Origin of the sequence: Gordonia jacobaea (genome assembly GCF_965344965.1) — a bacterium.
Taxonomy (GTDB): Bacteria; Actinomycetota; Actinomycetes; order Mycobacteriales; family Mycobacteriaceae; genus Gordonia; species Gordonia jacobaea.
Genome location: NZ_CBDRLS010000002.1, coordinates 744,482 through 766,908, shown reverse-complemented (window position 1 = coordinate 766,908; position 22,427 = coordinate 744,482). Strand labels below are relative to the sequence as shown.

Sequence of the window (22,427 nt, the reverse complement as noted above, 5' to 3'; positions counted from 1 at the left end):
TCATATCCGCTACGTCGCCACCGACCACCCCGGCAGATGCCCGGTCAGTGTCCAGGCAGCCTGTCGGGCCGCCCCGAGTGCGACCCATTCACTTTCGGCGGGAAAAATGACGGTGCCTTCGAAGACTGATGGTGCGACGGCACGTATCGCCGGCGACTTCGCTCCACCTCCGATGAGAAGGACTCTCTCGACGTCGACACCCTGCGCCTCGATCTGCTCCCGGCACCACACCAGCGAGCCGAGTAGTCCTTCAACGGCAGCACGTGCGACCGATGGCGCCGTGAAGTTCTCGGTCGTGATCCCCGTCAGCGATCCAGTCGCATCGGGCAGGTTCGGTGATCGCTCTCCGGCGAAGTAGGGCACGAGACGCAATCCGTGTGCGCCTGCGGGGGCCGAGATCGCCAGTCGTGCAAACTCATCGAGGTCGACGCCGAGCATTCTCGCGGTTGCGGCGAGAACCGGTGCACCGTTCAGCGTGCACACCAACGGCAGATGGCGGCCGGTGCCATCGGCAAACCCCGCGACAATGCCGGATGGATCGCACGGCGCAACATCGGTGACAGCACTGATGACTCCGGAGGTGCCCAGCGAGACAATGGCGTCGCCCGGACCGGCCTGTAGTCCGAGTGCCGCGGCGGCGTTGTCGCCGAGTCCTGCGCCGAGTAGCGCGCCACCCGGGATTCCTGCGGCGGCCTGTTCAGGCCCGATCACCGCGGGCAACAACGGAGTTCGTCCGCGCAGTGCAAGTTCAAGCAGGTCGAGGCGGTATTCGTCTCGGGCCGCGCTGAAGTATCCCGTTCCCGAAGCATCGCTGCGGTCGGTGGTCAGTGCGGCGATGTCGTTCGACCCGGACAGTCTCCACGTCAGCCAATCGTGGGGAAGACACACCGCGGCAGTTATGTCGGCGTGCTGAGGCTCATTGTCGGCGAGCCAACGTAGCTTTGCCGCAGTGATCGAGGCAACCGGGACGACGCCGACCGCTTCCGCCCACTTCTCGGGTCCGCCGAGCTCGTCGATCAGGTCGGTGGCGCTCGTCGCTGACCGGGTGTCGTTCCACAACAATGCATTTCGAATCACCCTGCCCGACTCGTCCAGGCAGATCATGCCGTGTTGCTGTCCGGCCACGGACACGGCCGCGACGTCGTCGAGACCGCCTGCGGCGGAGACGGCCTCGCGCAACGCGGTCCACCAGTGCTCGGGATCTACTTCGGTGCCCGGCGGGTGTGGCGCGCTCGCCGAGCGAACGACGGCGCCGGTCTCGGCGTCGCAGATCACGATCTTGCAGGATTGCGTTGACGAGTCGACCCCCGCCACGAGTGTCATGAGAGCAACTCCTTCAGGGTCTCGCGGGAACCCTTGGTACGCAGAGTTTCCAGCGCCCACAGGTAGGGCTTGGTGAAGCCGTCATGGTCGGCGAGTTCGCCGAAGAGCCCTCGTTCCGACACGAAGGCGAGCGGTTCGGTCCGCGACTTCTGTGCCAGTGGCACGAGCTCGTCGGCCTTCGGATCGACGACATCGATCGCATCGCCGTTCTCGTCGATGCCCTCGGCATATCGAGTCCAACTCGCCACCACGGCAGCGGCAAGATCGACGTTGCCACCCGCGCAGAGCCGCTCGCGAATCACGGGTACGAGCCACTTGGGAATTCGGTCTGAGGAATCCTGGCACAGGCGTGCGATCGTGTCGGCGATGGCGGGATTGGCGAAGCGCTCGAGAAGTGTGTCTATATATGCGTTGACGTCGACACCGGGCAATGGTGCAAGTGTCGGTTCTGCTTCGTCGAGCATGTAGCGGCGCAACAGTTCACGGATGTCGGAATCGCTTGCGGCGTCGTGCACGTAGCGATAGCCGAGTAGGTATCCGAAGTAGCACAACGCTTGGTGGCTCGCGTTGAGCAGACGTAACTTCATGAGCTCGTACGGCGTGACGTCGTCGACGATTTGTACACCGACGTTTTCCAGCGCGGGTCGTCCGTTGCTGAACGAGTCCTCGAGGACCCATTGGGTGAATGGCTCGGCGACGACGGGCCAGTTGTCGACGATGCCGGTTCGTGCCTCGACCTCCGCCGCCAGTTCAGGTGGGGTGACCGGCGTTATCCTGTCGACCATCGAATTGGGAAACGACGTGCGGGTGTCGATCCACCGGGCGAGCTCAGGATCACGCAGATGCGCGTAGGCGAGGAACGTCGAGCGGGCGATGTGCCCGTTGCCCTGGATGTTGTCGCACGACATCACGGTGAACGACGGAAGTCCGCGTGCACGTCGGCGTGCGAGAGCTTCAGTCACCAGCCCGAAAACCGTTGTCAGAGCCTGAGTTCCGCTCAGATCTGCGACTATGGCGGGATTCTCGACGTCGAATTCACCTGTCGCAGGGGAGAAATTGTAGCCGCCCTCGGTGACCGTGAGCGACACGATGCGGGTGCCGGGGTCAGCGAGCTTTTCGAGGACAGTCTCGGGATTGTCTGGAGCGTAGAGATACTCGACGATCGATCCGATGACCGAGGTCTCGACAGCGCCATCAGGAGTCTTGAGGGTCAATGTGTAGAGCCCGTCCTGGGGCACGAGGGCGTCGCGCATCGCCTGATCGGCAGGCCGGACACCGACACCGCAGATACCCCACGATCGTGCCTCGGATTCGGCGAGAAGGCGATCGACATACATTGCCTGGTGCGCACGGTGAAAGCCGCCCACACCGAAATGGACGATTCCGACGGTGACGTGTGCGCGGTCGTAACCGGGCGTCGGAATGCTGGTGATTGTTGGGAGAGCGTCGTTGCTGAGCCGGATACTCACGAGTGCGCCTTTCGGGTGTCGGGTCGGGGTTCGGTGTAGCGCGAGAGTGCCGGATACACAACAGCTTTGATATGGCCGGTGATGTGATCGGCGTTGAGCGCCTCAGACAGCTCGTCGAGTCCGAAACGGGCGGTGACCATGGAGTCGAGGTCGACGGCGCCGGTGGTGGCAAGTCGGGTCGCCGTTGGCCAGGTGTTTGCATAGCGGAAGACGCCCGTCAGGACGATCTCGCGGTTCTGTATCAACGATATGGGCAGTTCCATGGTGTCGGCACCCATGCCGACGAGCACAGCACGGCCTCCGGGTCGAAGAGCGGAGATGCCCGCGGTGACCGCTGCCGGCGCGCCACTCGCGTCGACGAATGCGTCCACGGGTGCGATGGCTGTGCCGGGAACGGCGACATCGGTTGCCCCGAATCGGAGTGCCTGCGACCGGCGCTGTTCGTCGGGCTCGCTCACGACGATTCGCGAGAGCCCGGCCGCACGGGCTACCTGCGCGCACATCAGCCCGATCGGCCCCGCTCCGCTGATCAGAAGTGAATCACCAAGTCGAACCGATGCTTTCGCGATCGACGCGAGACCGACCGACAGGGGTTCGAAAAGTGCGGCAGCCTCGTCGCTCACGTCGTCGGGTACGGCATGCGCGAATGGGGAACCGATCGTCACGAACTCGGTCAGCGCGCCGTCGACCGGGGGCGTTCCGTAGAAGCGCATGGCCGGGCACAGGTGGTAGTCACCACGCATCGTCTCCGTGCTCGTCGGGTCGGGTCGCTGCGGCTCTATCGACACGCGCTGGCCGATTCGTGAGGATTGGACACCCGCTCCGACGTCGACGATCACCCCGGCGGCCTCGTGTCCGAGGATCAGCGGCTCGCGCACCACGTGCTCACCAATGCGTCCGTGGCGCAAATAGTGCGTGTCCGAACCGCATATTCCGACCGCGCTGACCTGCACAAGGACATCTCCGGGGCCGGGTCGGGGTACGGGTCTGGTCTCCACGGTCAGCTGTCGGCCAGGCGAGAGAACCGAAGCCCGCATCGCGTGGAGTCCCTGATCACTCGTCGTCGAGGATGTTGCGTGGCTCACATTACAAATGTTAGCGTATTGAGCATATTCACCGCTAGTGAGCAAATGCTCACCGGTCGACATCACGCGAACAGGCGATGCTCATGGCGACACGCAACAAGACACCGGCACAGACCCGAGCCGAGGCCACGCATTCCGATGCCGGTACCTCTTCACGTTCGACGTCCCGCGCGACGTCGGATAGTGGATCGGATCTGAGGTTGCTGGTCCGGGCGGCAACGATGTACCACCTCGAGGGCCTGACCCAAGCCGAGATCGCCGCGCGTCTCGGCGTCTCACGCCCGACCGCCGGGCGGCTGGTGGCACGTGCTCGGGCGCAGGGCCTCGTTCAGGTGACGGTCTCGGCTCCACCGCACCTCTCCGCGTCGATTCACACCGATCTCGAGCGGAGTGTCGAGCGGGCTTTCGGACTCGACGAGGCGCTGGTCATCGATGAAGTCGCCGACGGGACCACGTCCGGTAACGCAGCACTCGGTCGAGCCGGGGCTTCGGTCCTCGCACGCCGCATCCAGTCCACGGACACATTCGGATTCACCTGGGGCCCTGAACAAGTCGCGGTCGCCGATGCGATGAGCGCCTCGGGGTCGTGTCAACGGGTGGTCCAGATGGATGGTTCGATGACATCCGTCGAGTACCACACCGGCGTCGATCACGCGCTCGCGAGATTCTCCGAACGACTGCATGCGCAACCACTGCGGCTGGTCGCCCCGCTCTACGTCGATGCAGAGACCGTTACCGCCCTCAACCGTGATTCGATTCTGTCCCAATCGCTTTCCGCGGCGCGAGGTGCTCACATCATGCTCTTCGGGGTGGGCTCCGTGTCCACTTCGACGACGCTGTTCGAGGGTGCGTACATCGACGCCATCGTGCTCGACGAGCTCATCGAGCTGGGCGCGGTGGGAGAGATCGGTGGACGCTTCTACGACGCCGCGGGCGAGCCCGTTTCATCGAGCCTCGTGGAACGGACGGTCTCTGTGCCGCTCGACGCCGTGCGCGCTTGTCCCACATCCATTCTCGTATCCGGTGGAGTTCACCGCCGTGAATCGATACTCGGAGCCCTGCGCGGAGGTTTCGCCACCATTCTGGTGACCGATACCGAAACCGCCGAATGGCTTGTCACGCAAGAGAAAGGCCGACAGTGAGGTCACTGAGACTCCGGAGCCATCGCGCTGTGCGACGACGGACGACATACATACTTGCCGCGGTGTGTGCCGCTGCATCACTCGCTTTCGTCACCGGGTGTTCGGGCGCGGGTTCGCTTGGCGGAGGCAGCCGAGAGGTCACCGTCGCCATGGTGTCGAACTCGCAGATGCAAGACGCCGTCAAGCTCTCCGAGCAGTTCGAACAACAGAATCCGGGTGTGCACGTCAAGTTCGTGACGTTGTCGGAGAACGAGGCACGAGCGAAGATCACCGCGTCGGTCTCGACCGGCGGTGGCGAGTTCGACGTGGTGATGATCAGCAACTACGAGACACCCATGTGGGCCAAATATGGCTGGCTGGTCAACCTGACGCCCTACATGAATGCCGATTCGTCCTACGACGCAGACGATTTCATACCGTCGCTCAAATCAGCACTTTCCTACAACGGGCAGATGTACTCGGCGCCCTTCTACGGTGAGTCGTCGTTTCTGATGTACAACAAGAAGCTCTTCGCAAAGGCGGGTGTGAATCTACCTGCCACCCCGACGTGGCCACAGGTCGCCGACGCAGCACGCCGTCTCACCAACGACCAGACAGCGGGAATCTGCCTACGTGGCAAGCCCGGATGGGGCGAGGTGCTTGCGCCGCTCAACACGGTGATCAACGCGTACGGCGGACGTTGGTTCGACGAGGACTGGAACGCTCAACTGACCAGCCCGGAGGTCGAGGCGGCGGTGCAGATGTATGTCGACACCGTTCGCAGGTACGGCGAGGCCGGCGCATCGTCTTCCGGTTTCCAAGAATGCGGAAACCTGATGTCGCAGGGGCAGGTTGCGATGTGGTACGACGCCACGTCAGCGGTCTCGGTTCTCGAGAGTCCAGACGACTCCACGATCGCCGGCGACGTCGGCTACCTACCCGCGCCGACCATGGCCAAGAATGACAACGGGTGGCTCTACACCTGGTCACTCGGTATCCCGTCGAGCAGCGACAACAAGGACGACGCCTGGAAGTTCATCGACTGGATGACCAACAAGAGCTACATCCAGCACGTCGCAACAACACTCGGTGCGACGCACGTGCCGCCGGGTAGCAGAATGTCGACCTACCAGTTGCCCGCTTATCAGAAGATCTCGCAGCCGTTCGCCGAGCAGACGCTGTCGGCGATGCAGGCGGCAGATCAGCTCAAGCCGACGCTCAAGCCGGTGCCCTACACCGGAATCCAGTTCCTCGCGATCCCAGAGTTCCAGGACCTCGGTACCCGTGTCAGCCAACAGATCTCGGCCGCGATCGCAGGTCAGATCAGTGTTCATGACGCACTGGAGCAGGCGCAGCAGTACGCGCAGGTCGTCGGTAAGTCCTATCAGAGGGAGAGGTAGACCATGGCGACTGCAGTCATGACACCGCCGGCGCAACCCGATGCCGGTTCGGGTAAGGCGGTAACGTCCAAGCGCGACCAGATCACGCGCGCCGAGGGTTGGCGCAGGCGGGGACCGCTGCTACCCGCGCTGATCTTCATGATCGTGGTGACACAGATTCCGTTCGTGTTCACCCTCTACTACTCGACACAGTCCTGGAATCTGGTGCGCCCCGGTTCGCGTCGATTCGTCGGACTCGACAACTACGGCGCCGTCTTCTCCGATAGTCAGTTCTGGAAGGTCACCCTCAACACCATCGTGCTGATTGTGGGAACGGTGCTGATCTCGGTCGCATTGGGTCTGCTCTTCGCGCTGCTGCTCGACCGAAAGTTCTTGGGGCGAGGGATCGTACGCACCCTGCTCATCACCCCATTCCTGGTGACACCCGTTGCGGCGGCACTTCTGTGGAAGACCAGCCTTCTCTCGCCGACCAATGGTTTGGTGAACTGGGCGTTGAGCCCCTTGGGAATTCACGTCGACTGGCTGTCGCAGTTCCCACTAATGAGCGTGATGGCCGAATTGATCTGGCAGTGGACGCCGTTCATGATGCTTCTCATTCTCGCTGGGCTGCAGTCGATGCCGCGCGACATCCAGGAGGCAGCGCGAGTCGACGGTGCGACCAGCTTCCGGCTGTTCCGCGAGTTGACGCTCCCGCACCTGCGTCGCTTCATCGAACTGGGCACAGTACTCGGTGCGATCTATCTGGTGAACACCTTCGATGCGGTCTACATGATGACGGCGGGCGGGCCGGGTGTGGCCAGTTCCAACCTGTCGTTCTACATCTACCAGCGGGCGTTCCTCGGATTCGACATCGGCCAGGCCGCCGCGATGGGTGTCGTCACCGTCATCGGGACGATAGTCGTTGCCTCGCTAGCACTTCGACTGATCTTCAAATCATTCACCGGAACCGAGGAGGCAGCCTGATGACCGCCACCGCCACCCCGACAACGTCGACGTCTCCCTCGACGGAGACCCCGACCATCCGACGTCGACGCGATCCGCGCGGCGGAGTGCTGACAGCGATCACCTGGATACTCGCCATCGGGTTCTTCTTCCCGGTGTTGTGGATGGTGTTGACGGCGTTCAAGCAGGAGAGTGACGCGGCAACCAACCCGCCCACCTTCTTCTTCACGCCCACGCTGCAGCAGTTCCGCAATGTGTTCGACGCCGGGATCGGCACCCCGCTGCTGAATTCGTTGTGCGCCACCGTGGTCTCGACGATCCTGGTGTTGCTTCTCGGTGTACCAGCAGCTTTCGCGCTGTCGCTGCGCCCGGTGCGTAAGACCAAGGACGCTCTGTTCTTCTTCATCAGTACGAAGATGTTGCCCATCGTCGCGGCGATCATCCCGCTGTACGTGATCGTCGGAAAACTGGGGATGCTCGACAACGTCTGGACGTTGATCATTCTGTACACGGCGATGAACCTGCCGATTGCCGTGTGGATGATGCGGTCGTTCTTCCTCGAAGTGCCCGGAGAACTGTTGGAGGCGGCCAGTATCGACGGCGCGAGTATGTGGACCGCCGTGCGCGAGGTGATCTTGCCGCTCATCTCGCCGGGCATCGCCGCCACTGCATTGATCTGCGTCATCTTTTCGTGGAACGAGTTCTTTTTCGCCGTCAACATGACCGCGGTCAACGCGCAAACCATGCCGGTCTTCCTCACCGGGTTCATGTCCGGGCAGGGACTGTACTGGGCGCAACTGTCCGCGGCGTCGGTGTTGACCGCACTTCCCGTCGTCGTCTGCGGGTGGATCGCGCAGAACAAGCTCGTCCGCGGCCTGTCCTTCGGCGCCATCAAGTAGTCACTAGACAATCCAACATCTTTCAGCACACAGGAGTTCACAATGGCTTCCATCACCTACGACAAGGCTTGCTGCGTCTATCCCGGCGCCGAGAAACTGGCTGTCGACTCACTCGACCTCGATATCGAGGACGGCGAGTTCATCGTTCTGGTCGGTCCGTCGGGATCAGGCAAGTCGACTGCCCTTCGAATGCTCGCAGGGCTCGAAGAGATCGACTCCGGCGCAATCCATATCGGCGGGAACAGCATGGTGGGTGTTGCACCCAAGGACCGGGACATCGCGATGGTGTTCCAGAACTACGCGCTGTACCCCAACAAGACGGTCGGGGAGAACATGGGATTCGCGCTCAAGATGCGGGGAGTACCCGCAGACGAGCGTAAGGCCAAGGTCGCCGAAGCGGCAAAGCTACTCGACCTCACCGACTTCCTCGATCGCAAACCCGCAAAGCTCTCGGGCGGGCAACGGCAACGAGTGGCGATGGGCCGTGCGATCGTGCGTGAACCGCAGGTGTTCTGCATGGATGAGCCGTTGTCGAACCTCGACGCCAAGCTGCGGGTGCAAACCAGAACTCAGATCGCGGCACTGCAGCGTCGGCTCGGCACCACGACGGTGTATGTCACCCACGACCAGGTCGAGGCCATGACGATGGGTGATCGGGTTGCGGTACTGAAGAACGGAGTGCTGCAACAGTTCTCCACTCCGACCGAACTCTATGACCGACCTCGCAACGCATTCGTGGCAGGCTTCATCGGGTCGCCGTCGATGAACCTGTTCACCGCTCCGGTCACCGACGGCGCTGTGGGGATCGGTAACGCAAGTGTGGATCTTGACGCGGAATCTCAAGCGGCGCTGCGTAAGTCTGGCGTGTCATCAGTGACTGTTGGTATTCGGCCGGAGCACCTCGCCCTGGCAGACGACGGAGATTCGGGTATCGACGCCGACGTCGCTCTTCTCGAGGAACTCGGTAGTGAGACCTACGTGTACGCGTCCCTGGTGGACGACTCGATCAGGAATCTCGACGGCGATCCGATGACCGTGGTGATCCGCTCGGCCGATCGCGCGCCGGCCAAGCGGGGCGACGGTATCCGACTGCGCCAAGCCGATCGCGCGGTACACCTCTTTCATCCCGAGACGGGGGAGCGGCTGAACTGATTCCTCTTGCCATCTGTGCAGGTGGCACTGCCCTTTCGGTGGTCTGAGAACCACTTCGATGGTTTACGCGCCTGGTTTGGGTACGTAGACTCCGCGAGTGCATGGGCCGCGGCGTGGTTTCGTGCCAACCCGCCATCTGCAGGCCGGTACGAGTTTCCCTGCGGCCCCGCTGCATGACCACTCGAACCATGGCGAAATGCAGATTGAGGGAAGGATCAGCGTTGATCACAGAAACTCGAACGGCCAGCCGCCCGGTGGACGTGTACCGAACACGTCTTGCCGATCACGGAGAGATAGAACCGCGCCCACACCCCGTTGTCTGGGAGCACGACGCGCGAGGGCCGCTGTCGGTTGCCGAGGTTGACGGCTACCGCGACCGTGGCTACCACGTCGCCGAAAATGTGTTGTCCGACAGCGACATCGACACGTGCCTGACAGAGGTCGCGGCCATCACCGACAGGCTGGGCGTCGATGAACGCGTGGTTCGCGAGTCGTCGAGCGGCGACGTGCGTTCACTTTTCGCGGTCCACCAGCTCAGCGACGCGATCGCCGACATGTGTGATCGCACCGAAATCGCCGGTGTCGCAAGGCAAATACTTGGCGACGACGTCTACATCCACCAGAGTCGCATCAACCTCAAACCAGGATTTGCGGGTGGCCCGTTCTACTGGCACTCCGATTTCGAGACGTGGCACGCCGAGGACGGCATGCCGACACCGCGTGCACTCAGCGTGTCGCTTGCTCTGACCCCGAATCTCGTCACCAACGGCGCGTTGATGATCATCCCGGGTTCCCACGAACAGTTCGTCGGGTGCGTCGGACAGACTCCCGACGGCTACCACAATCAGTCACTGGTGTCGTACCGTCCGCCGTTCGGGACGCCCGAGGAATCCGACGTGACGGCGCTGGCGGACGAGCATGGCATCGACATGATCACCGGCCCTGCGGGTACGGCGCTGTATTTCGATTCGAACTGCATGCACGCGTCGTCGGGCAACATCACGCCCTATCCGCGCAGCAACCTCTTCGTCGTGTTCAATGCGAAATCGAATGCGCTGCAAGCGCCTTTCGCGTCCGGCGCACCACGCCCGGACTATCTGGCGCATCGCTGAGTGAACGCGAAGAGTGGGGGACGAGAACTCGTCCCCCACTCTCGGTGAGATGCTCGTGCGCGTATCTGCCGGCCGTCAGTTGGCGGCGGGCACCGCCGGAGCGTCGTCCGACGACACCGCAGTCGGTACCGGCTGCGGGCCGCGCTTGGGGATCGTGAGCGTGATCGCGGCGCCGACGAACGCTGCAATCGCTCCGACGAGGAAGCACAGACGGAACGACGTGTGCGACGGCATGTCCTGGCCGCCGAGCGACACCGTTGCAGTGGTGAGCAGGACCGCCATGACGGCCGATGACACCGTGGTGCCGATCGATCGCATCAAGCCATTGAGGCCAACGGCCGCACCGGCTTTGGTCATCGGCACCGAACCCATGATCAGTGTCGGCATGGCCGCGTAGCCGATTCCGACGCCGGACGCCGCGATGATCGACGCGACCATCAGCTGCCACGGCGAGTTCATCAGGAACAGGGCGATCAGGTAGCCGACGCCGAGAACGGTTGCGCCGATCACCAGGGTGTACTTGGCGCCGATCTTGTTGATCAGGATGCCCGACACCGGCGAGAAGACCAGCATCATCAAGCCACCCGGAGCCATCCAGAGTCCCGCTGCCAGCATCGTTTGGCCGAGTCCGATCCCGGTTTCCTTCGGCATCTCGAGCAGAGCTGGGATGACGACCGACTGCGCCATCATGCCGAAACCGATCGCGATCGCGGCGATGTTTGTCAGCAGCACCGCAGGCTGCGCGGTGGTGCGCAGGTCGACGAGTGGGTCGGACGCGCGCAACTGATAGAAGCCCCAGGCGATCAATACGACGATGCCTGCCGCGAGAAGGCCGAGCGTCGTACCCGATGCCCAACCCCAGTCATTGCCCTTCGAGACTGCGATCAACGCAGCACACAGACCGATGGCCAGGCCGATGGCGCCGATGATGTCGAGCCGACCGCCCGCGGCGTCGGGAACATGTGGCACGACGAAGATGACCAGCAGCAGCACGACTGCACCGAGTGCCGCAGCAACCCAGAACAGGGCGTGCCAGTTCCACGTCTGCGCGATCCATGCCGAGAGCGGCAGACCGATTGCGCCGCCAACGCCGAGGGTGGCACTCATCGCGGCGATGGCCATCGACGTGATCTTCGGTGGGGTCACCTCACGCATCAGGCTGATACCGACCGGGATGAAGCCCATCGCGAGACCCTGGATGGCGCGACCCACGATCATCGGGATGACCGAGTCGCTGAGCGCACACACAACCGAGCCGACGACGAGTAGGACGCCCGAGCCGACCAGTACGCGCTGCTTGCCGAACATGTCACCGAGTCGGCCCGCGATGGGCATGGCAACGGCCGCGGCGAGCAGCGTTGCGGTGATGACCCACGAGGCATTCGAGCGCGACGTGCCGAGCAACTGTGGCAGTTCAGGCTGGATCGGGATCACGAGCGTCTGCATCAACGCGGCGACGAGTCCGCCGAGGCAGAGGACGATCACGGTGGCGACCGCGCCGGTCGCGGTCTTGTTCTCCACGTGCGGCAGCGAATTCTCTGCAGCAGGGGATGATTGAGTGTCGGACATGAACACCTCCTTGGGATATGCACACTACATATGTAAACTACATATGCCTAATCCCTTAGGATATTTCGGACATACTGGACAGCGTTGAGGGCGAAGGGAATTCGTGTGACAAGGGAACGCGTAAGCGGCGCCGACGACTCGAGCGATGATTACGCACCCTGGCCGTCGCCGCTTTATCGCGATCTCGCCGAGGAATTCCTCCGCATGACGCGTCGTCGCTCGCACGTCGATCCCGACTCGATCCTCGAGGTCTCCGCTTTCAACCTGCTGTGGATACTGTCCGACGGCAAACCTCGCACGCTCCGACAGTTGACCGACGCGATGCAACTGGAGCAGTCGACCGTCAACCGACAGGTGAACGCGGCGATCAAGCACGGCTATCTCGAGCGCTTCGACGTCGCGGGATCGATCAGCAAGCAGGTCAGGCCGACGAGAGCGGGTCTCGACGCCTTCGAGCACGACGGCCTGCTGCGCGCGCGACGCCTCGAGCGTGTGCTCTCCGACATGGGGCCAGGATCTCCGGAGGCGTTGTTTCGCCAACTCCACGCGTTCAACAACGCGTATGACCGTACGCTGGCCGACGACGACCGCGACAGGCGGCGACACGGATAGGAGGCACGATGGCCGACGCTCCGCGTCGCTACGTGGTCACCGGAGCCGCCTCCGGGATGGGTTCGGCAGTGGCGGAATCCCTTCGGACACAGGGTCACACCGTCATCGCTGTCGACCAACGAGATGCCGACATCATCGCCGATCTCGCGACGCCCGACGGTCGACGCGCCGCAATAGCGGCCATTCTCGCGCTCTGCGACGGCGTCCTCGACGGTGCGGTACTCGCCGCGGGAGTCGGCCCCAAGGCGGGTGCAGAACGCGCGATTGTCGAGGTCAACACCCTCGGTGTCACAGAACTGCTCACCGGGCTCCGCGACGCGCTCGCGGCGTCGAACAAGGCGAAAGTGGTTGTCTTCGGTTCCAATTCGACGACGTCGACGCCGTTCGTGCCGAAGTCCGCGGTGCGGAAACTGATGAAGGGCGATGCGGCTTCGGCGGCCACGATCATTCGACGCCGCGGTAAGGCGCTGTCGGGGCCGGTCGCCTACGCGGCGTCGAAACTCGCTGTGACCCAATGGTGTCGTGTGCGCGGTACCGATCTCGACTGGGCAGGTGCGGGTATCCGACTGAACGTGATCGCTCCTGGGCCGGTGATGACCCCGCTGCTGCAGGCGCAGCTCGAAGGGGCGTCGGGTAAGAACGTCCGGGCCTTCCCGGTTCCGTTGCGCGAGTACGGCACGCCGGAGCAACTCGCGGCGTGGGTCATGCTCATGCTGTCGTCGGATGCCGACTTCATGTCGGGTTCAGTGGTCACGGTCGACGGCGGCACGGAGGCGTATCTCCGGTCGCGCGATTGGCCGGTCCGGCTGCCGTTGCACGAGGTCCCTCGCACGTTGTGGCGTATGTACCGAGCTCCCAAGGAGGGTCGCGTTGTCAATTACTGAAAGCTCATCACCCGAGAACGATTGGGCGCCAGGAGCTCTCGACGGTCTCGTTGTCGCCGACTTCACCCGCGTGCTTGCCGGACCATACGCGACGATGATGCTCGCAGATCTCGGCGCTGACGTCGTCAAGATCGAACGTCCGGGGGCGGGCGACGACACGAGAACGTGGGGGCCGCCATTCACCGCTGACGGCACCGCAACCTATTTCGCGTCCGTCAACCGCAACAAGAAGTCGGTGACGCTCGACCTACGCGATCCGGACGATCTGGCCCGTGCGCGCGAGATCGCGCTGCAGGCCGACGTCGTGATCGAGAACTTCCGGGCCGGACGATGGAACGCCTCGGTCTCGGATACGACCAATTACGTTCGGGAAAACCAGATCTCGTGTACTGCTCGATCACCGGATTCGGTCGTGACGGGGGCGCAGCGTTGCCCGGATACGACCTGCTCGTTCAAGCGGTCGGCGGATTGATGAGTGTCACCGGATCGGGACCCGACGAACCGGTGAAGGTAGGAGTCGCCGTCATCGACGTACTCGCGGGATTGCACGCGGGCCTGGGAATCCTTGCCGCACTCCGCCATCGCGACCGGACCGGCCAGGGGCAACGTGTCGACGTCGACCTGTTCTCGGCGTCGTTGTCGTCGTTGGTCAACCAGGCGTCTGGGTTTCTCAACGCAGGTGTGGTCCCTGCGCCAATGGGCAACCGCCATCCGAGTATCACTCCCTACCAGGTGTTCTCGACGGCAACCCGTCCAATCGCGTTGGCGGTCGGCAACAACGGCCAGTTCGAGAAGGCTGTCGCGGTGCTGGGTCGCCCGGAACTGGCTGCGGACGAACGCTTTACGTCGAACTCGGCGCGGGTCGCCCATCGCGACGAGTTGATCGACGAGATCACCACCGTGCTCGTCAGCAAGGACGCCGATCACTGGTATGCCGAATTCACAGCGGCGGGAGTGCCTGCGGGACCGATCAACTCGGTAGCCGAGGCCTTTGACTTCGCCGACGAACTCGGCATCGATGTACGCGCCTCCACCCCGGACAGCGCGATCGTGACGACCGCGAACCCGATACGACTGTCGGCGACACCTGCCACCTATCGCAGCGGACCGCCGGAACTAGGCGCCGACAACGAGGACTGAGGTCACTCGTTGTGATCCTTGGGCCAATCGCCCTCGGTGATCAGCTCTTCGAAGTTCTTGAGGAGATGCGGATTGAGCTCGTCCTCGACGGCCTTCTCGTAATTGCCGTCCCACTTGGCGAACCACTTCTCGTCGCGATCCATCAGATAGATCGGCCAGCCGTGCGTGATGATCAGTTCGTCGGAGTACAGGTCCGTCGACCCGTCGTCACGCATGTACCAGTACTTCTGGCCTGAGTCGTAGAACGCGGCCAGTTCTTCGGCCGTCACGAAGTATGTGCCGTCTGCCTGCCTCATGGCGACGATCCTACGGAGTCGGGCGGGCCTGCGGGCCGTACTCGACACACGGGTGGTGGGCGGTGGTGGCGAGTACGGGCGTCGACAGGGCACGATTGGTATGCGCGGGTCGCCATGAGTCCACCTCCGCCATGACAGGTCCGTGTTCGTTGTGTGCCCAGATCGTTGTTCCCAGAGAGGTGCCGTGTGTCATCCGTGCTGATCGACGTCGCGCAGCTTGCCGACGCCATGCTCTCCGACACCCCGCCGGTCGTGCTCGACGTCCGGTGGCAACTCGGCGACGACGACGGTCACGCGCGCTACCGCACTGGACACATTCCGGGAGCGGTGTATGTGGACCTCGACTCCCAACTTGCTGGACCGCCTTCGCCCGAGGCCGGGCGGCATCCGCTACCCGAGATCGATGCGCTGACCGAGGCCGCGCGGTCGTGGGGTATCGACGACACCTCACCCGTCGTGGTCTACGACGACAACGGCAACCTCGCCGCCGCCCGCGCGTGGTGGCTCCTCCGGTGGGGCGGCCACCGCGACGTTCGCCTTCTCGACGGCGGTCTCGCGGCATGGCGTGATTCCGGCATGCGTTTGTCGACCGGCGACACCCCCGTCCGGACAGGAAGCGTCACACTGCGGGCGGGATCACTGCCGACCGCCACGATCGACGACGTCGCGGCGCTCGGTTCCGATCACTCAAAGACAGTCCTCGTCGACGCGCGGGCGGCCGAACGCTATCGCGGTGAGGTCGAACCCATCGACCCAAGAGCGGGGCACATTCCAGGCGCGATCAGCGTCCCCACCAGCGAGAACGTCGACGAGTCCGGACGCTTCCGCGCCGCGTCGGAACTGCGTGCGCGGTTTGCGCAGGCCGGCGTCACGGACGGGACACCGGTCGTCGCCTACTGCGGTTCGGGCGTGAATGCCGCACACGAGATCGCCGCGCTAGAGATCGCCGGATTGTCGGGGACTCTGTTTCCCGGCTCGTGGTCGCAATGGTCGGCCGACCCTGCGCGTCCAGCGGAGATATGACCGAACTGGAACCTGAACACCATCGAATTCGACGAATGTACTGCGAGAACAGGGTGACACTGGTCACGAACGCGTGCAGAAGGCTGCGCGGCTCCGACCTCCATCACGATGCACAGCTCTGAGACGTAAACGGCTCAGAGTTCACCACCGGGTTACGTCCGGACTGACGAACGAAAAGAGTGAGTAGATGCGCGATTTCCATTGTTCCAACTGTGGACAGCAACTGTCCTTCGAGAACACTGTCTGTCTCAATTGCGGGCGCAACCTGGGGTTCCACCTGCCCAGCCACACGATCCAGGTACTCGACGACGACGAGAAGGGCTCCGTCGAGGGCGCGACCATCGTGCGCTGTGCCGACAACCTGACCGCCGCGTGCAACTGGATGGTCGAGGAGGGTCCGGAGCTGCCGGCGCTCTGTGAATCGTGCCGCTTGACGCGCACCAGGCCGTCGGATTCCGACGAGCAGGCGATGGCCGCCTTCGCCGAGTCCGAAGGCGCGAAGCGTCGAGTGATCTACGAGCTCGACGAGCTCAAGCTCCCGATCTTCGGCAAAGACACCGACCCGGAGACCGGGCTCGCATTCGACCTGCTGTCGAGCCGCGATCAGCCGGTCACCACCGGCCACGCTGACGGCGTGATCACGCTCGACCTCGCCGAGGGCGACGACGTGCACCGCGAGCGACTGCGCGTCTCGATGGACGAGCCGTACCGCACGTTGATCGGTCACTTCCGTCACGAGATCGGGCATTTCTATCAGATGGTTCTGGTTGGCGATGGCCCGAACCTCGCGCGCTACACCGAGCTTTTCGGTGACCCCAATACGAGCTACCAGGACGCGATCGATCGTCACTACAACGACGGCCCGCCGGAGAACTGGGAACAGGACTACGTCTCGTCGTACGCCACGATGCATCCGTTCGAGGACTGGGCGGAGACGTTCGCTCACTACCTGCACATCCGCGACACCCTCGACACCGCAGCCGCTTTCGCGCTGGCACCCGCGGGCGCGACGCTGGAGGCAGATCTGCCGGGCAAGGTCGGGTTCGAGCGGATCATCGACTGGTGGCTGCCGTTGACCTGGGCGCTCAACCAGATCAATCGTTCGATGGGACATCAGGACCTCTACCCGTTCGTGCTGCCGCCGAAGGTGCTCGAAAAAATGGAGTTCATCCACGAACTCATCACCTCCGACGACCGTGCGGTGGTCGCGCAGTAGTCATGCCCGGGCCGGTGCTCTACGAGGTCGACGGGCCGGTCGTCACCATCACGCTCAACCGGCCCGAAGTACGCAACAGCGTCGACGGGCCGACTGCGCGCGCCCTGCGAGCGGCCTTTCACCGATTCGACGACGATCCGGACGTCAAGGTTGCGGTCCTCGTAGGCGCTGGCGGAACATTTTGCGCCGGAGCCGATCTCACGTCGGTCGGCGATCCGTCGCGCCGCAACGACCTCGATGCCGACGGCGGGGGAGACGGTCCGATGGGGCCGACCCGCATCCCCTTGTCCAAACCGGTGATCGCGGCGGTCAGCGGATACGCGGTGGCCGGCGGGTTGGAGTTGGCGCTGCTCGCCGATCTTCGTGTGGTCGAAGAGGACGCGACGCTCGGCGTGTTCTGCAGACGGTGGGGCGTGCCGCTGATCGACGGTGGGACGGTCCGCCTACCGCGCATCGTCGGCCTGGGCCGGGCGCTCGACCTGATCCTCACCGGAAGGCCGGTCGACGCCGAGGAAGCCTTGGCGATCGGGTTGGCCAATCGGGTTGTGCCGCATGGCGAGTCGTTGGACGCTGCTCGTGAACTCGCGCAGCAGATCGCGCAGTTCCCGTTCGAATGCGTGCTCACCGACCGTGCGTCGGTGTACGCGGGACTCGACCTCCCCCTCGGCGACGCGCTCCGCGCCGAGGGGGCGGCCGGCGTACCCATCGTCGAACGCGAGGGCGTCGCCGGTGCTGCGCGCTTCGCGGACGGGGCGGGACGTCACGGCAGCTTCTCGAGCGGACCACGATCCAAGCGCGGCGACGGGACCAGTTGATCGTTGCCGAACCGAGGACGGCGAGACCTCCTCGGGCCGGACTCACCGGCCGTCATCAGTTAGGTGGCAAATCTAGTAATCAGTGCGAACGCAACCCTTGGAAATCGGTCCGACCTCGACTGAACTGGTGTAGTTGCGCCTACGGCGCGCCACCTGATGGCGCTCGACGCCTGGATGCGTCGAGCGACGAGATGCGTCGATCGAGGAGAGAGGCTTTACGTGAGCTCCCTGAAGTTCCACTGGTTCCTGCCCACCAACGGCGGTGACAGCCGCAACGTCGTCGGAGGTGGTCACGGCGTCGCTGCCGAAGCCGCTGGTCGACCGGCGTCGGTGCAGTATCTGGGACAGATCGCGCGCAGCGCCGAGCAGCTCGGCTTCGAGGCCGCGCTCACTCCGACGGGCGCCTGGTGCGAGGACGCGTGGGTCAGCACGGCCATGATCAGCAGCCTCTCGGAGCGTCTGAAGTTCCTCGTGGCGTTCCGCCCGGGGATGACCGCGCCGTTCCTGGCCGCGCAGATGGCCGGGACGTTCCAGAATCTCTCCGGTGGTCGACTCCTGCTCAACGTGGTCACCGGCGGCGAGGACGCCGAGCAGCGGATGTTCGGCGACTTCCTCGACAAGAAGCAGCGCTACGCCAGGGCCGACGAGTTCCTGGAGATCGTGCGACGGCTCTGGACCGGCGACACGGTGAACTTCGACGGCCAATACCTCTCCGTCGAAAACGCGGTGTTGCACCAGATCCCGGATCCGTTGCCGCAGATCTACTTCGGCGGCTCGTCGCCCGAAGGAATCGCGGTGTCGGCGAAGCATGCCGACGTCTATCTCACCTGGGGCGAGCCGCCAGAGGCAGTGGCGGAGAAGATTTCTCGCGTCCGTGCAGCCGCGGAGGAGCAGGGTCGCGAACTGAAATACGGAATCCGGTTGCACACCATTGCGCGCGACACCTCCGAAGCCGCGTGGGCCGAAGCCGATCGCCTGCTGGCCAACATCTCCGAAGACGACATCGCGCGCATCCAGGCGGGGCTGAAACGCTCGGCGTCGGAAGGGCAGCAGCGCATGCTCGCGCTGAACAAGGGGTCCAAGGACGGATTGGAGATCTACCCGAATCTCTGGGCGGGCGTCGGCCTGGTGCGTGGCGGTGCAGGGACCGCGATGGTCGGCTCCTTCACCGAGATCGCCGACTTGATCGAGGCGTATCACGAGGTCGGGATCGACGAGTTCGTGCTGTCGGGCTACCCGCATCTCGAGGAGTCGTACTGGTTCGGCGAGGGTGTACTTCCCGAACTCACCCGTCGAGGACTATGGGAGCACCCCGCCCCTGTCGCGGTCAGTGCCTCGGTTCCGTTCGGAGCGCAGGCACCGCTCAAGCGGGTGTCGGCATCGTGACGACCGCTGTCGTCGTCGGCAATCCGAAACCAGGCAGCCGAACACTCGGTGCCGCAACGTATGTGGCCGCAGAGCTGTCGGGATCTGAACCCGATCTGATCGTCGACCTTGCAACACTCGGCCCGACGATCCTCGATTGGGGCGACGAGCATGTCAACGATCTCGTGACACAGGTCGGTGAGGCTGAACTCGTCGTATTCGCCAGTCCCACATACAAAGCCGCATATACCGGCCTGCTGAAGCTGTTCCTCGACCGCTTCGCGGGCGGGACAGGACTCTCCGGGATCGCGATTCCGTTGATGCTCGGCGGTAGCCCCGCACACTCGCTCGCGCCGGAACTCACGTTGCGTCCCGTGCTCACCGACATCGGCGGCACGGTGCCGGGACGTGGTCTCTACGTCATCGATTCCGCATACGACGACCCTGCCGCATACGCCGAATGGCTCACTGCGACAAAGCCGATCGTCACCACATTGCTGAAGGCAGGCTCATGAGCGAACCGCGCACCGACCAGCTACAGACCAATCAGGATCTCGATCCCGCGCGTCTACGTAAAGCGTTCGGCATTTTTCCGACCGGCGTCGTCGCGGTTGCCGCAGAGGTCGACGGCCAGTTGACCGGCCTCGCCGCCAGCTCGTTCACCAGCGTCAGTCTCGACCCGCCGCTCGTGTCGGTCTCGGTGGCGTCGGGGTCCAAGACCTGGCCGGATCTTCGACGCGCAGCACACCTCGGCGTCACAATCCTCGCCGACCATCAGGGTGCCGCTTGTCGACAACTCGCCGGAGCGGTCGAGCACCGATTCGACGGCATCGCGGTGAAGGCATCCGACGAGGGCGCGGTGACTCTCGATGAGGGACTCGCGCATTTCGATTGCACCATCTACCGCGAGGTCGAGGCGGGCGATCACATCATCGTGCTGCTCGAGCTGCACGGGGTCGACCATCCGGAGACCGGCAACCCGCTGATCTTCCACCGCAGCGGGTTCGGCAAACTCGCGCAGGCGGTCTAGTCCAGAGTCGCGATGAACGCCTCGGCGATTGCTTCGAGGCCCGCCTGATCGTCGGCGCCGAAGCGGTCGGGTACTGGACTGTCGAGGTCGAAGACCCCGATGAGCTCGCCGTGGTGCACCAGTGGCACAACGATTTCCGACCGACTATCTGCGTCGCAGGCGATGTGGTCGGGGACGGCGTGCACGTCGGCGACGCGTTGCGTGGTGCGGGTTCTTGCAGCCGCCCCGCAGACGCCGCGATCCAACGGGATGCGTACGCAGGCGGGTTTTCCCTGGAACGGGCCGACCACCAGCTCGCGGCCGTCGAAGAAGTAGAAGCCAACCCAATTGACCTGTGGCAGAGCTTGATAGACGAGTGCTGACAGGTTGGCCGCATTGGCTACGCGATCCGATTCGCCCTCGATGAGTGCGCGCGCCGCGCCGGCGAGCTCGGCATAGTCGATCGCGGGGTGGTCGGTGGGCGGGAGGGACTCGGTGCTCATGTCACCACTGTGCCCGCATCGGTGGTCGCTGCGCCAGCGTGGGTCTTCACGTATTGACCTGTGCCTTGCGTGCGAAACGTTCTTGGAGAGGGCCGAATACCGCCGGTTCGCCGAACCAGACGACGACGTCGTCGGCCCCGGCGCGACGCCACGTGTCGAGTTCGTCGACCAATGCGTCGACCTGGTCGGCGGTGCGGACGAAGCGTTTGATCGCCGTCGTGACGCGACCCTCGGTACGACGTTTGAGATCTGCTGCTATCACCCGGAACGTTGCAGGGTCGGTGCCCGAGTTGTTGAAGTAGATCGACTGCCAACGATCACCAAGGCGTGCAGCACGATTCACCGCAGCAGTGGAGTGCCCGCCGATCGTGATCGGAATGCCCTGTGGGCGTACCGGGGTGGGATACCCGCCGCCGAAGCTGTAGTGCTCGCCCAAGAGTCCGTCGGTGTTGCCTGCCCACAGGTGGCGCAGCACGCCGATCGCCTCGTCGGTTCGACGCCCACGATCGTGGAATTGCGCTCCCACGGCAGTGAATTCGTCTGCGTCCCACCCGACGCCGACCCCGAGTTCCAGCCGCCCGTCGCTCAGCGCGTCGACGGTCGCGGCCTGCTTCGCGACAACGAACGGATTCCGCAGGGGGAGAACGAGTATGGAGGTGCCCACACGCACGGTGGTCGTGTGTGCGGCGATGAACCCGAGCAGCACCAGTGGGTCGTACTCGGCGGCATACGCCGGATCGGGATGCTTGATCGGTGGCAGGACGTGCTCGGCCAGCCATACTCCGTCGAAGCCGAGGTTCTCAGCCGCGGTCGCGAGTTCGGTGAGCTGTTCGATGCTGCCGTCGTTGGGCAGTGCGACGTGAAAACCCATGCACACCATAGTGTGACGTACTCGTCCCACAGACGATCATTGTGCCCACGGCGATCACAAGTGGACCCGTTTGCAAGTCGCTGTCGCGGCGGTGATTACGGCGGGCGAACACAACTGTGGCCGGGAAGCCCCCGTGCTTCCCGGCCACAGTCGTGACGGTGCTACTGGCGTACGGTGCGCCCTCGGAGCGAGAGGTATGCGGCGATCAACACGATCGCCACGACGATGCCGACGATGAACGGGATGACCTCCCAGCCGCCGTTGGCGTTGCTGTAGCCGAACTGGTAGGTCAGCCACGATCCGATGAGCGACCCGAGGACGCCGAGAACGATGGTCATGATGATGCCGATGTTCTGCTGGCCCGGCATGACAAGCCGTGCGAGTGCGCCGATGATCAGGCCGACGATGATGGCGCTGATGATTGTTCCGATCACGTGAAACTCCTCCGATAGCGGGCCCTGATCCCCCTTGGATGTTCCACGACTGCTTCATGGAAGGAAGGTCGATTCTTCGACGCATCCGCAAGGCCCCGAGTCAACGTACGACCGGGGACCAGCGGCAAAGCTCATCGCCGACCGCGTCGTGATCCAATCGCAATGTCGGACAAATGACCCATCTCGG

22 protein-coding genes and 1 pseudogene are annotated in these 22,427 nt (G+C 63.8%); 15 read left to right on the top strand and 8 right to left on the bottom strand.

Annotated features, from left to right (window positions below; genetic code table 11):
* Positions 1 to 9 precede the first annotated feature (9 nt).
* From ACRVY7_RS09660 to ACRVY7_RS09650, 3 genes are read right to left on the bottom strand one after another with little or no spacing between them, the layout of a single operon-like run.
* Positions 10 to 1,323 carry an FGGY family carbohydrate kinase gene (locus ACRVY7_RS09660; RefSeq protein WP_431816886.1) on the bottom strand — a complete coding sequence of 438 codons (1,314 nt, stop codon included), beginning with the start codon at positions 1,321 to 1,323 and terminating at the stop codon, positions 10 to 12.
* The gene (locus ACRVY7_RS09655; RefSeq protein ID WP_431816885.1) at positions 1,320 to 2,792 is read right to left on the bottom strand and encodes a mannitol dehydrogenase family protein; all 1,473 of its coding nucleotides are present in this window, start codon (positions 2,790 to 2,792) and stop codon (positions 1,320 to 1,322) included. Before ACRVY7_RS09655 ends, ACRVY7_RS09660 begins: the two co-directional genes overlap by 4 nt.
* Positions 2,789 to 3,829 (bottom strand): NAD(P)-dependent alcohol dehydrogenase, encoded by a 1,041-nt coding sequence (locus tag ACRVY7_RS09650; RefSeq protein ID WP_431817068.1) that lies wholly within the window; start codon positions 3,827 to 3,829, stop codon positions 2,789 to 2,791. Before ACRVY7_RS09650 ends, ACRVY7_RS09655 begins: the two co-directional genes overlap by 4 nt.
* A gap of 125 nt (positions 3,830 to 3,954) precedes the next feature.
* Here ACRVY7_RS09650 and ACRVY7_RS09645 point away from each other — a divergent pair, with 125 nt between their 5' ends.
* The 6 genes from ACRVY7_RS09645 (at position 3,955) to thpD (ending at position 10,503) form a co-directional block, all read left to right on the top strand.
* Positions 3,955 to 5,019, top strand: a complete 1,065-nt coding sequence (locus ACRVY7_RS09645; protein ID WP_156525519.1) for a sugar-binding transcriptional regulator — start codon at positions 3,955 to 3,957, stop codon at positions 5,017 to 5,019.
* Between the two features lie 149 nt (positions 5,020 to 5,168).
* Complete coding sequence (locus ACRVY7_RS09640) at positions 5,169 to 6,398, top strand: ABC transporter substrate-binding protein (RefSeq protein WP_431817067.1); 1,230 nt, start codon at positions 5,169 to 5,171, stop codon at positions 6,396 to 6,398.
* A gap of 18 nt (positions 6,399 to 6,416) precedes the next feature.
* Positions 6,417 to 7,361: a carbohydrate ABC transporter permease gene (locus ACRVY7_RS09635; RefSeq protein ID WP_231894201.1), complete on the top strand. Its 945-nt coding sequence runs from the start codon at positions 6,417 to 6,419 to the stop codon at positions 7,359 to 7,361.
* Complete coding sequence (locus ACRVY7_RS09630; protein ID WP_049700064.1) at positions 7,361 to 8,239, top strand: carbohydrate ABC transporter permease; 879 nt, start codon at positions 7,361 to 7,363, stop codon at positions 8,237 to 8,239. The genes ACRVY7_RS09635 and ACRVY7_RS09630 overlap by 1 nt, the downstream gene beginning before the upstream one ends.
* A gap of 42 nt (positions 8,240 to 8,281) precedes the next feature.
* Entirely contained in the window at positions 8,282 to 9,391 is a 1,110-nt protein-coding gene (locus tag ACRVY7_RS09625; protein WP_049700063.1) for an ABC transporter ATP-binding protein, read from the top strand.
* 188 nt (positions 9,392 to 9,579) lie between these two features.
* Positions 9,580 to 10,503 carry an ectoine hydroxylase gene (gene thpD, locus ACRVY7_RS09620; protein ID WP_235434424.1) on the top strand — a complete coding sequence of 308 codons (924 nt, stop codon included), beginning with the start codon at positions 9,580 to 9,582 and terminating at the stop codon, positions 10,501 to 10,503.
* 75 nt (positions 10,504 to 10,578) lie between these two features.
* Here the strand turns inward: thpD and ACRVY7_RS09615 are convergent, their stop codons facing one another.
* Entirely contained in the window at positions 10,579 to 12,072 is a 1,494-nt protein-coding gene (locus tag ACRVY7_RS09615; RefSeq protein WP_064866200.1) for an MFS transporter, read from the bottom strand.
* A gap of 105 nt (positions 12,073 to 12,177) precedes the next feature.
* Between ACRVY7_RS09615 and ACRVY7_RS09610 the strand changes: the two genes are divergently transcribed.
* From ACRVY7_RS09610 to ACRVY7_RS09600, 3 genes and pseudogenes are all read left to right on the top strand, one after another.
* Positions 12,178 to 12,684, top strand: a complete 507-nt coding sequence (locus tag ACRVY7_RS09610; protein WP_431816884.1) for a MarR family winged helix-turn-helix transcriptional regulator — start codon at positions 12,178 to 12,180, stop codon at positions 12,682 to 12,684.
* An 8-nt stretch (positions 12,685 to 12,692) separates the two neighbouring features.
* Positions 12,693 to 13,568: an SDR family oxidoreductase gene (locus ACRVY7_RS09605; protein ID WP_431816883.1), complete on the top strand. Its 876-nt coding sequence runs from the start codon at positions 12,693 to 12,695 to the stop codon at positions 13,566 to 13,568.
* Positions 13,555 to 14,708 (top strand): annotated as a pseudogene (locus tag ACRVY7_RS09600) (CaiB/BaiF CoA transferase family protein). The gene ACRVY7_RS09605 and the pseudogene ACRVY7_RS09600 overlap by 14 nt, the downstream one beginning before the upstream one ends.
* Before the next feature lie 2 nt (positions 14,709 to 14,710).
* Here the strand turns inward: ACRVY7_RS09600 and ACRVY7_RS09595 are convergent.
* Positions 14,711 to 15,004, bottom strand: a complete 294-nt coding sequence (locus tag ACRVY7_RS09595; RefSeq protein ID WP_049700058.1) for a hypothetical protein — start codon at positions 15,002 to 15,004, stop codon at positions 14,711 to 14,713.
* Between the two features lie 186 nt (positions 15,005 to 15,190).
* Here ACRVY7_RS09595 and ACRVY7_RS09590 point away from each other — a divergent pair, with 186 nt between their 5' ends.
* The 6 genes from ACRVY7_RS09590 to ACRVY7_RS09565 all read left to right on the top strand — a co-directional run bounded on the left by ACRVY7_RS09590 (position 15,191) and on the right by ACRVY7_RS09565 (position 20,453).
* Positions 15,191 to 16,027: a sulfurtransferase gene (locus ACRVY7_RS09590; protein WP_431816882.1), complete on the top strand. Its 837-nt coding sequence runs from the start codon at positions 15,191 to 15,193 to the stop codon at positions 16,025 to 16,027.
* A 187-nt stretch (positions 16,028 to 16,214) separates the two neighbouring features.
* On the top strand, positions 16,215 to 17,243 hold the full coding sequence (locus ACRVY7_RS09585; protein WP_049700057.1) for a zinc-binding metallopeptidase family protein: 1,029 nt from the start codon (positions 16,215 to 16,217) through the stop codon (positions 17,241 to 17,243).
* Between the two features lie 2 nt (positions 17,244 to 17,245).
* Positions 17,246 to 18,058, top strand: a complete 813-nt coding sequence (locus tag ACRVY7_RS09580) for a crotonase/enoyl-CoA hydratase family protein (RefSeq protein ID WP_431816881.1) — start codon at positions 17,246 to 17,248, stop codon at positions 18,056 to 18,058.
* 174 nt (positions 18,059 to 18,232) lie between these two features.
* Positions 18,233 to 19,444 carry an LLM class flavin-dependent oxidoreductase gene (locus ACRVY7_RS09575; RefSeq protein WP_431817066.1) on the top strand — a complete coding sequence of 404 codons (1,212 nt, stop codon included), beginning with the start codon at positions 18,233 to 18,235 and terminating at the stop codon, positions 19,442 to 19,444.
* Complete coding sequence (locus tag ACRVY7_RS09570) at positions 19,441 to 19,938, top strand: NADPH-dependent FMN reductase (protein ID WP_431816880.1); 498 nt, start codon at positions 19,441 to 19,443, stop codon at positions 19,936 to 19,938. The genes ACRVY7_RS09575 and ACRVY7_RS09570 overlap by 4 nt, the downstream gene beginning before the upstream one ends.
* The gene (locus ACRVY7_RS09565; RefSeq protein WP_064865956.1) at positions 19,935 to 20,453 is read left to right on the top strand and encodes a flavin reductase family protein; all 519 of its coding nucleotides are present in this window, start codon (positions 19,935 to 19,937) and stop codon (positions 20,451 to 20,453) included. Before ACRVY7_RS09570 ends, ACRVY7_RS09565 begins: the two co-directional genes overlap by 4 nt.
* Here ACRVY7_RS09565 and ACRVY7_RS09560 read toward each other — a convergent pair.
* From ACRVY7_RS09560 to ACRVY7_RS09550, 3 genes are all read right to left on the bottom strand, one after another.
* A complete protein-coding gene (locus ACRVY7_RS09560; protein WP_431816879.1) occupies positions 20,450 to 20,935 on the bottom strand; it encodes a GAF domain-containing protein in 486 nt (161 codons plus the stop codon). The genes ACRVY7_RS09565 and ACRVY7_RS09560 overlap by 4 nt on opposite strands.
* 46 nt (positions 20,936 to 20,981) lie before the next feature.
* A complete protein-coding gene (locus ACRVY7_RS09555; protein WP_431816878.1) occupies positions 20,982 to 21,806 on the bottom strand; it encodes a TIGR03619 family F420-dependent LLM class oxidoreductase in 825 nt (274 codons plus the stop codon).
* Between the two features lie 161 nt (positions 21,807 to 21,967).
* The gene (locus ACRVY7_RS09550; protein WP_049700050.1) at positions 21,968 to 22,240 is read right to left on the bottom strand and encodes a GlsB/YeaQ/YmgE family stress response membrane protein; all 273 of its coding nucleotides are present in this window, start codon (positions 22,238 to 22,240) and stop codon (positions 21,968 to 21,970) included.
* Positions 22,241 to 22,427 lie beyond the last annotated feature (187 nt).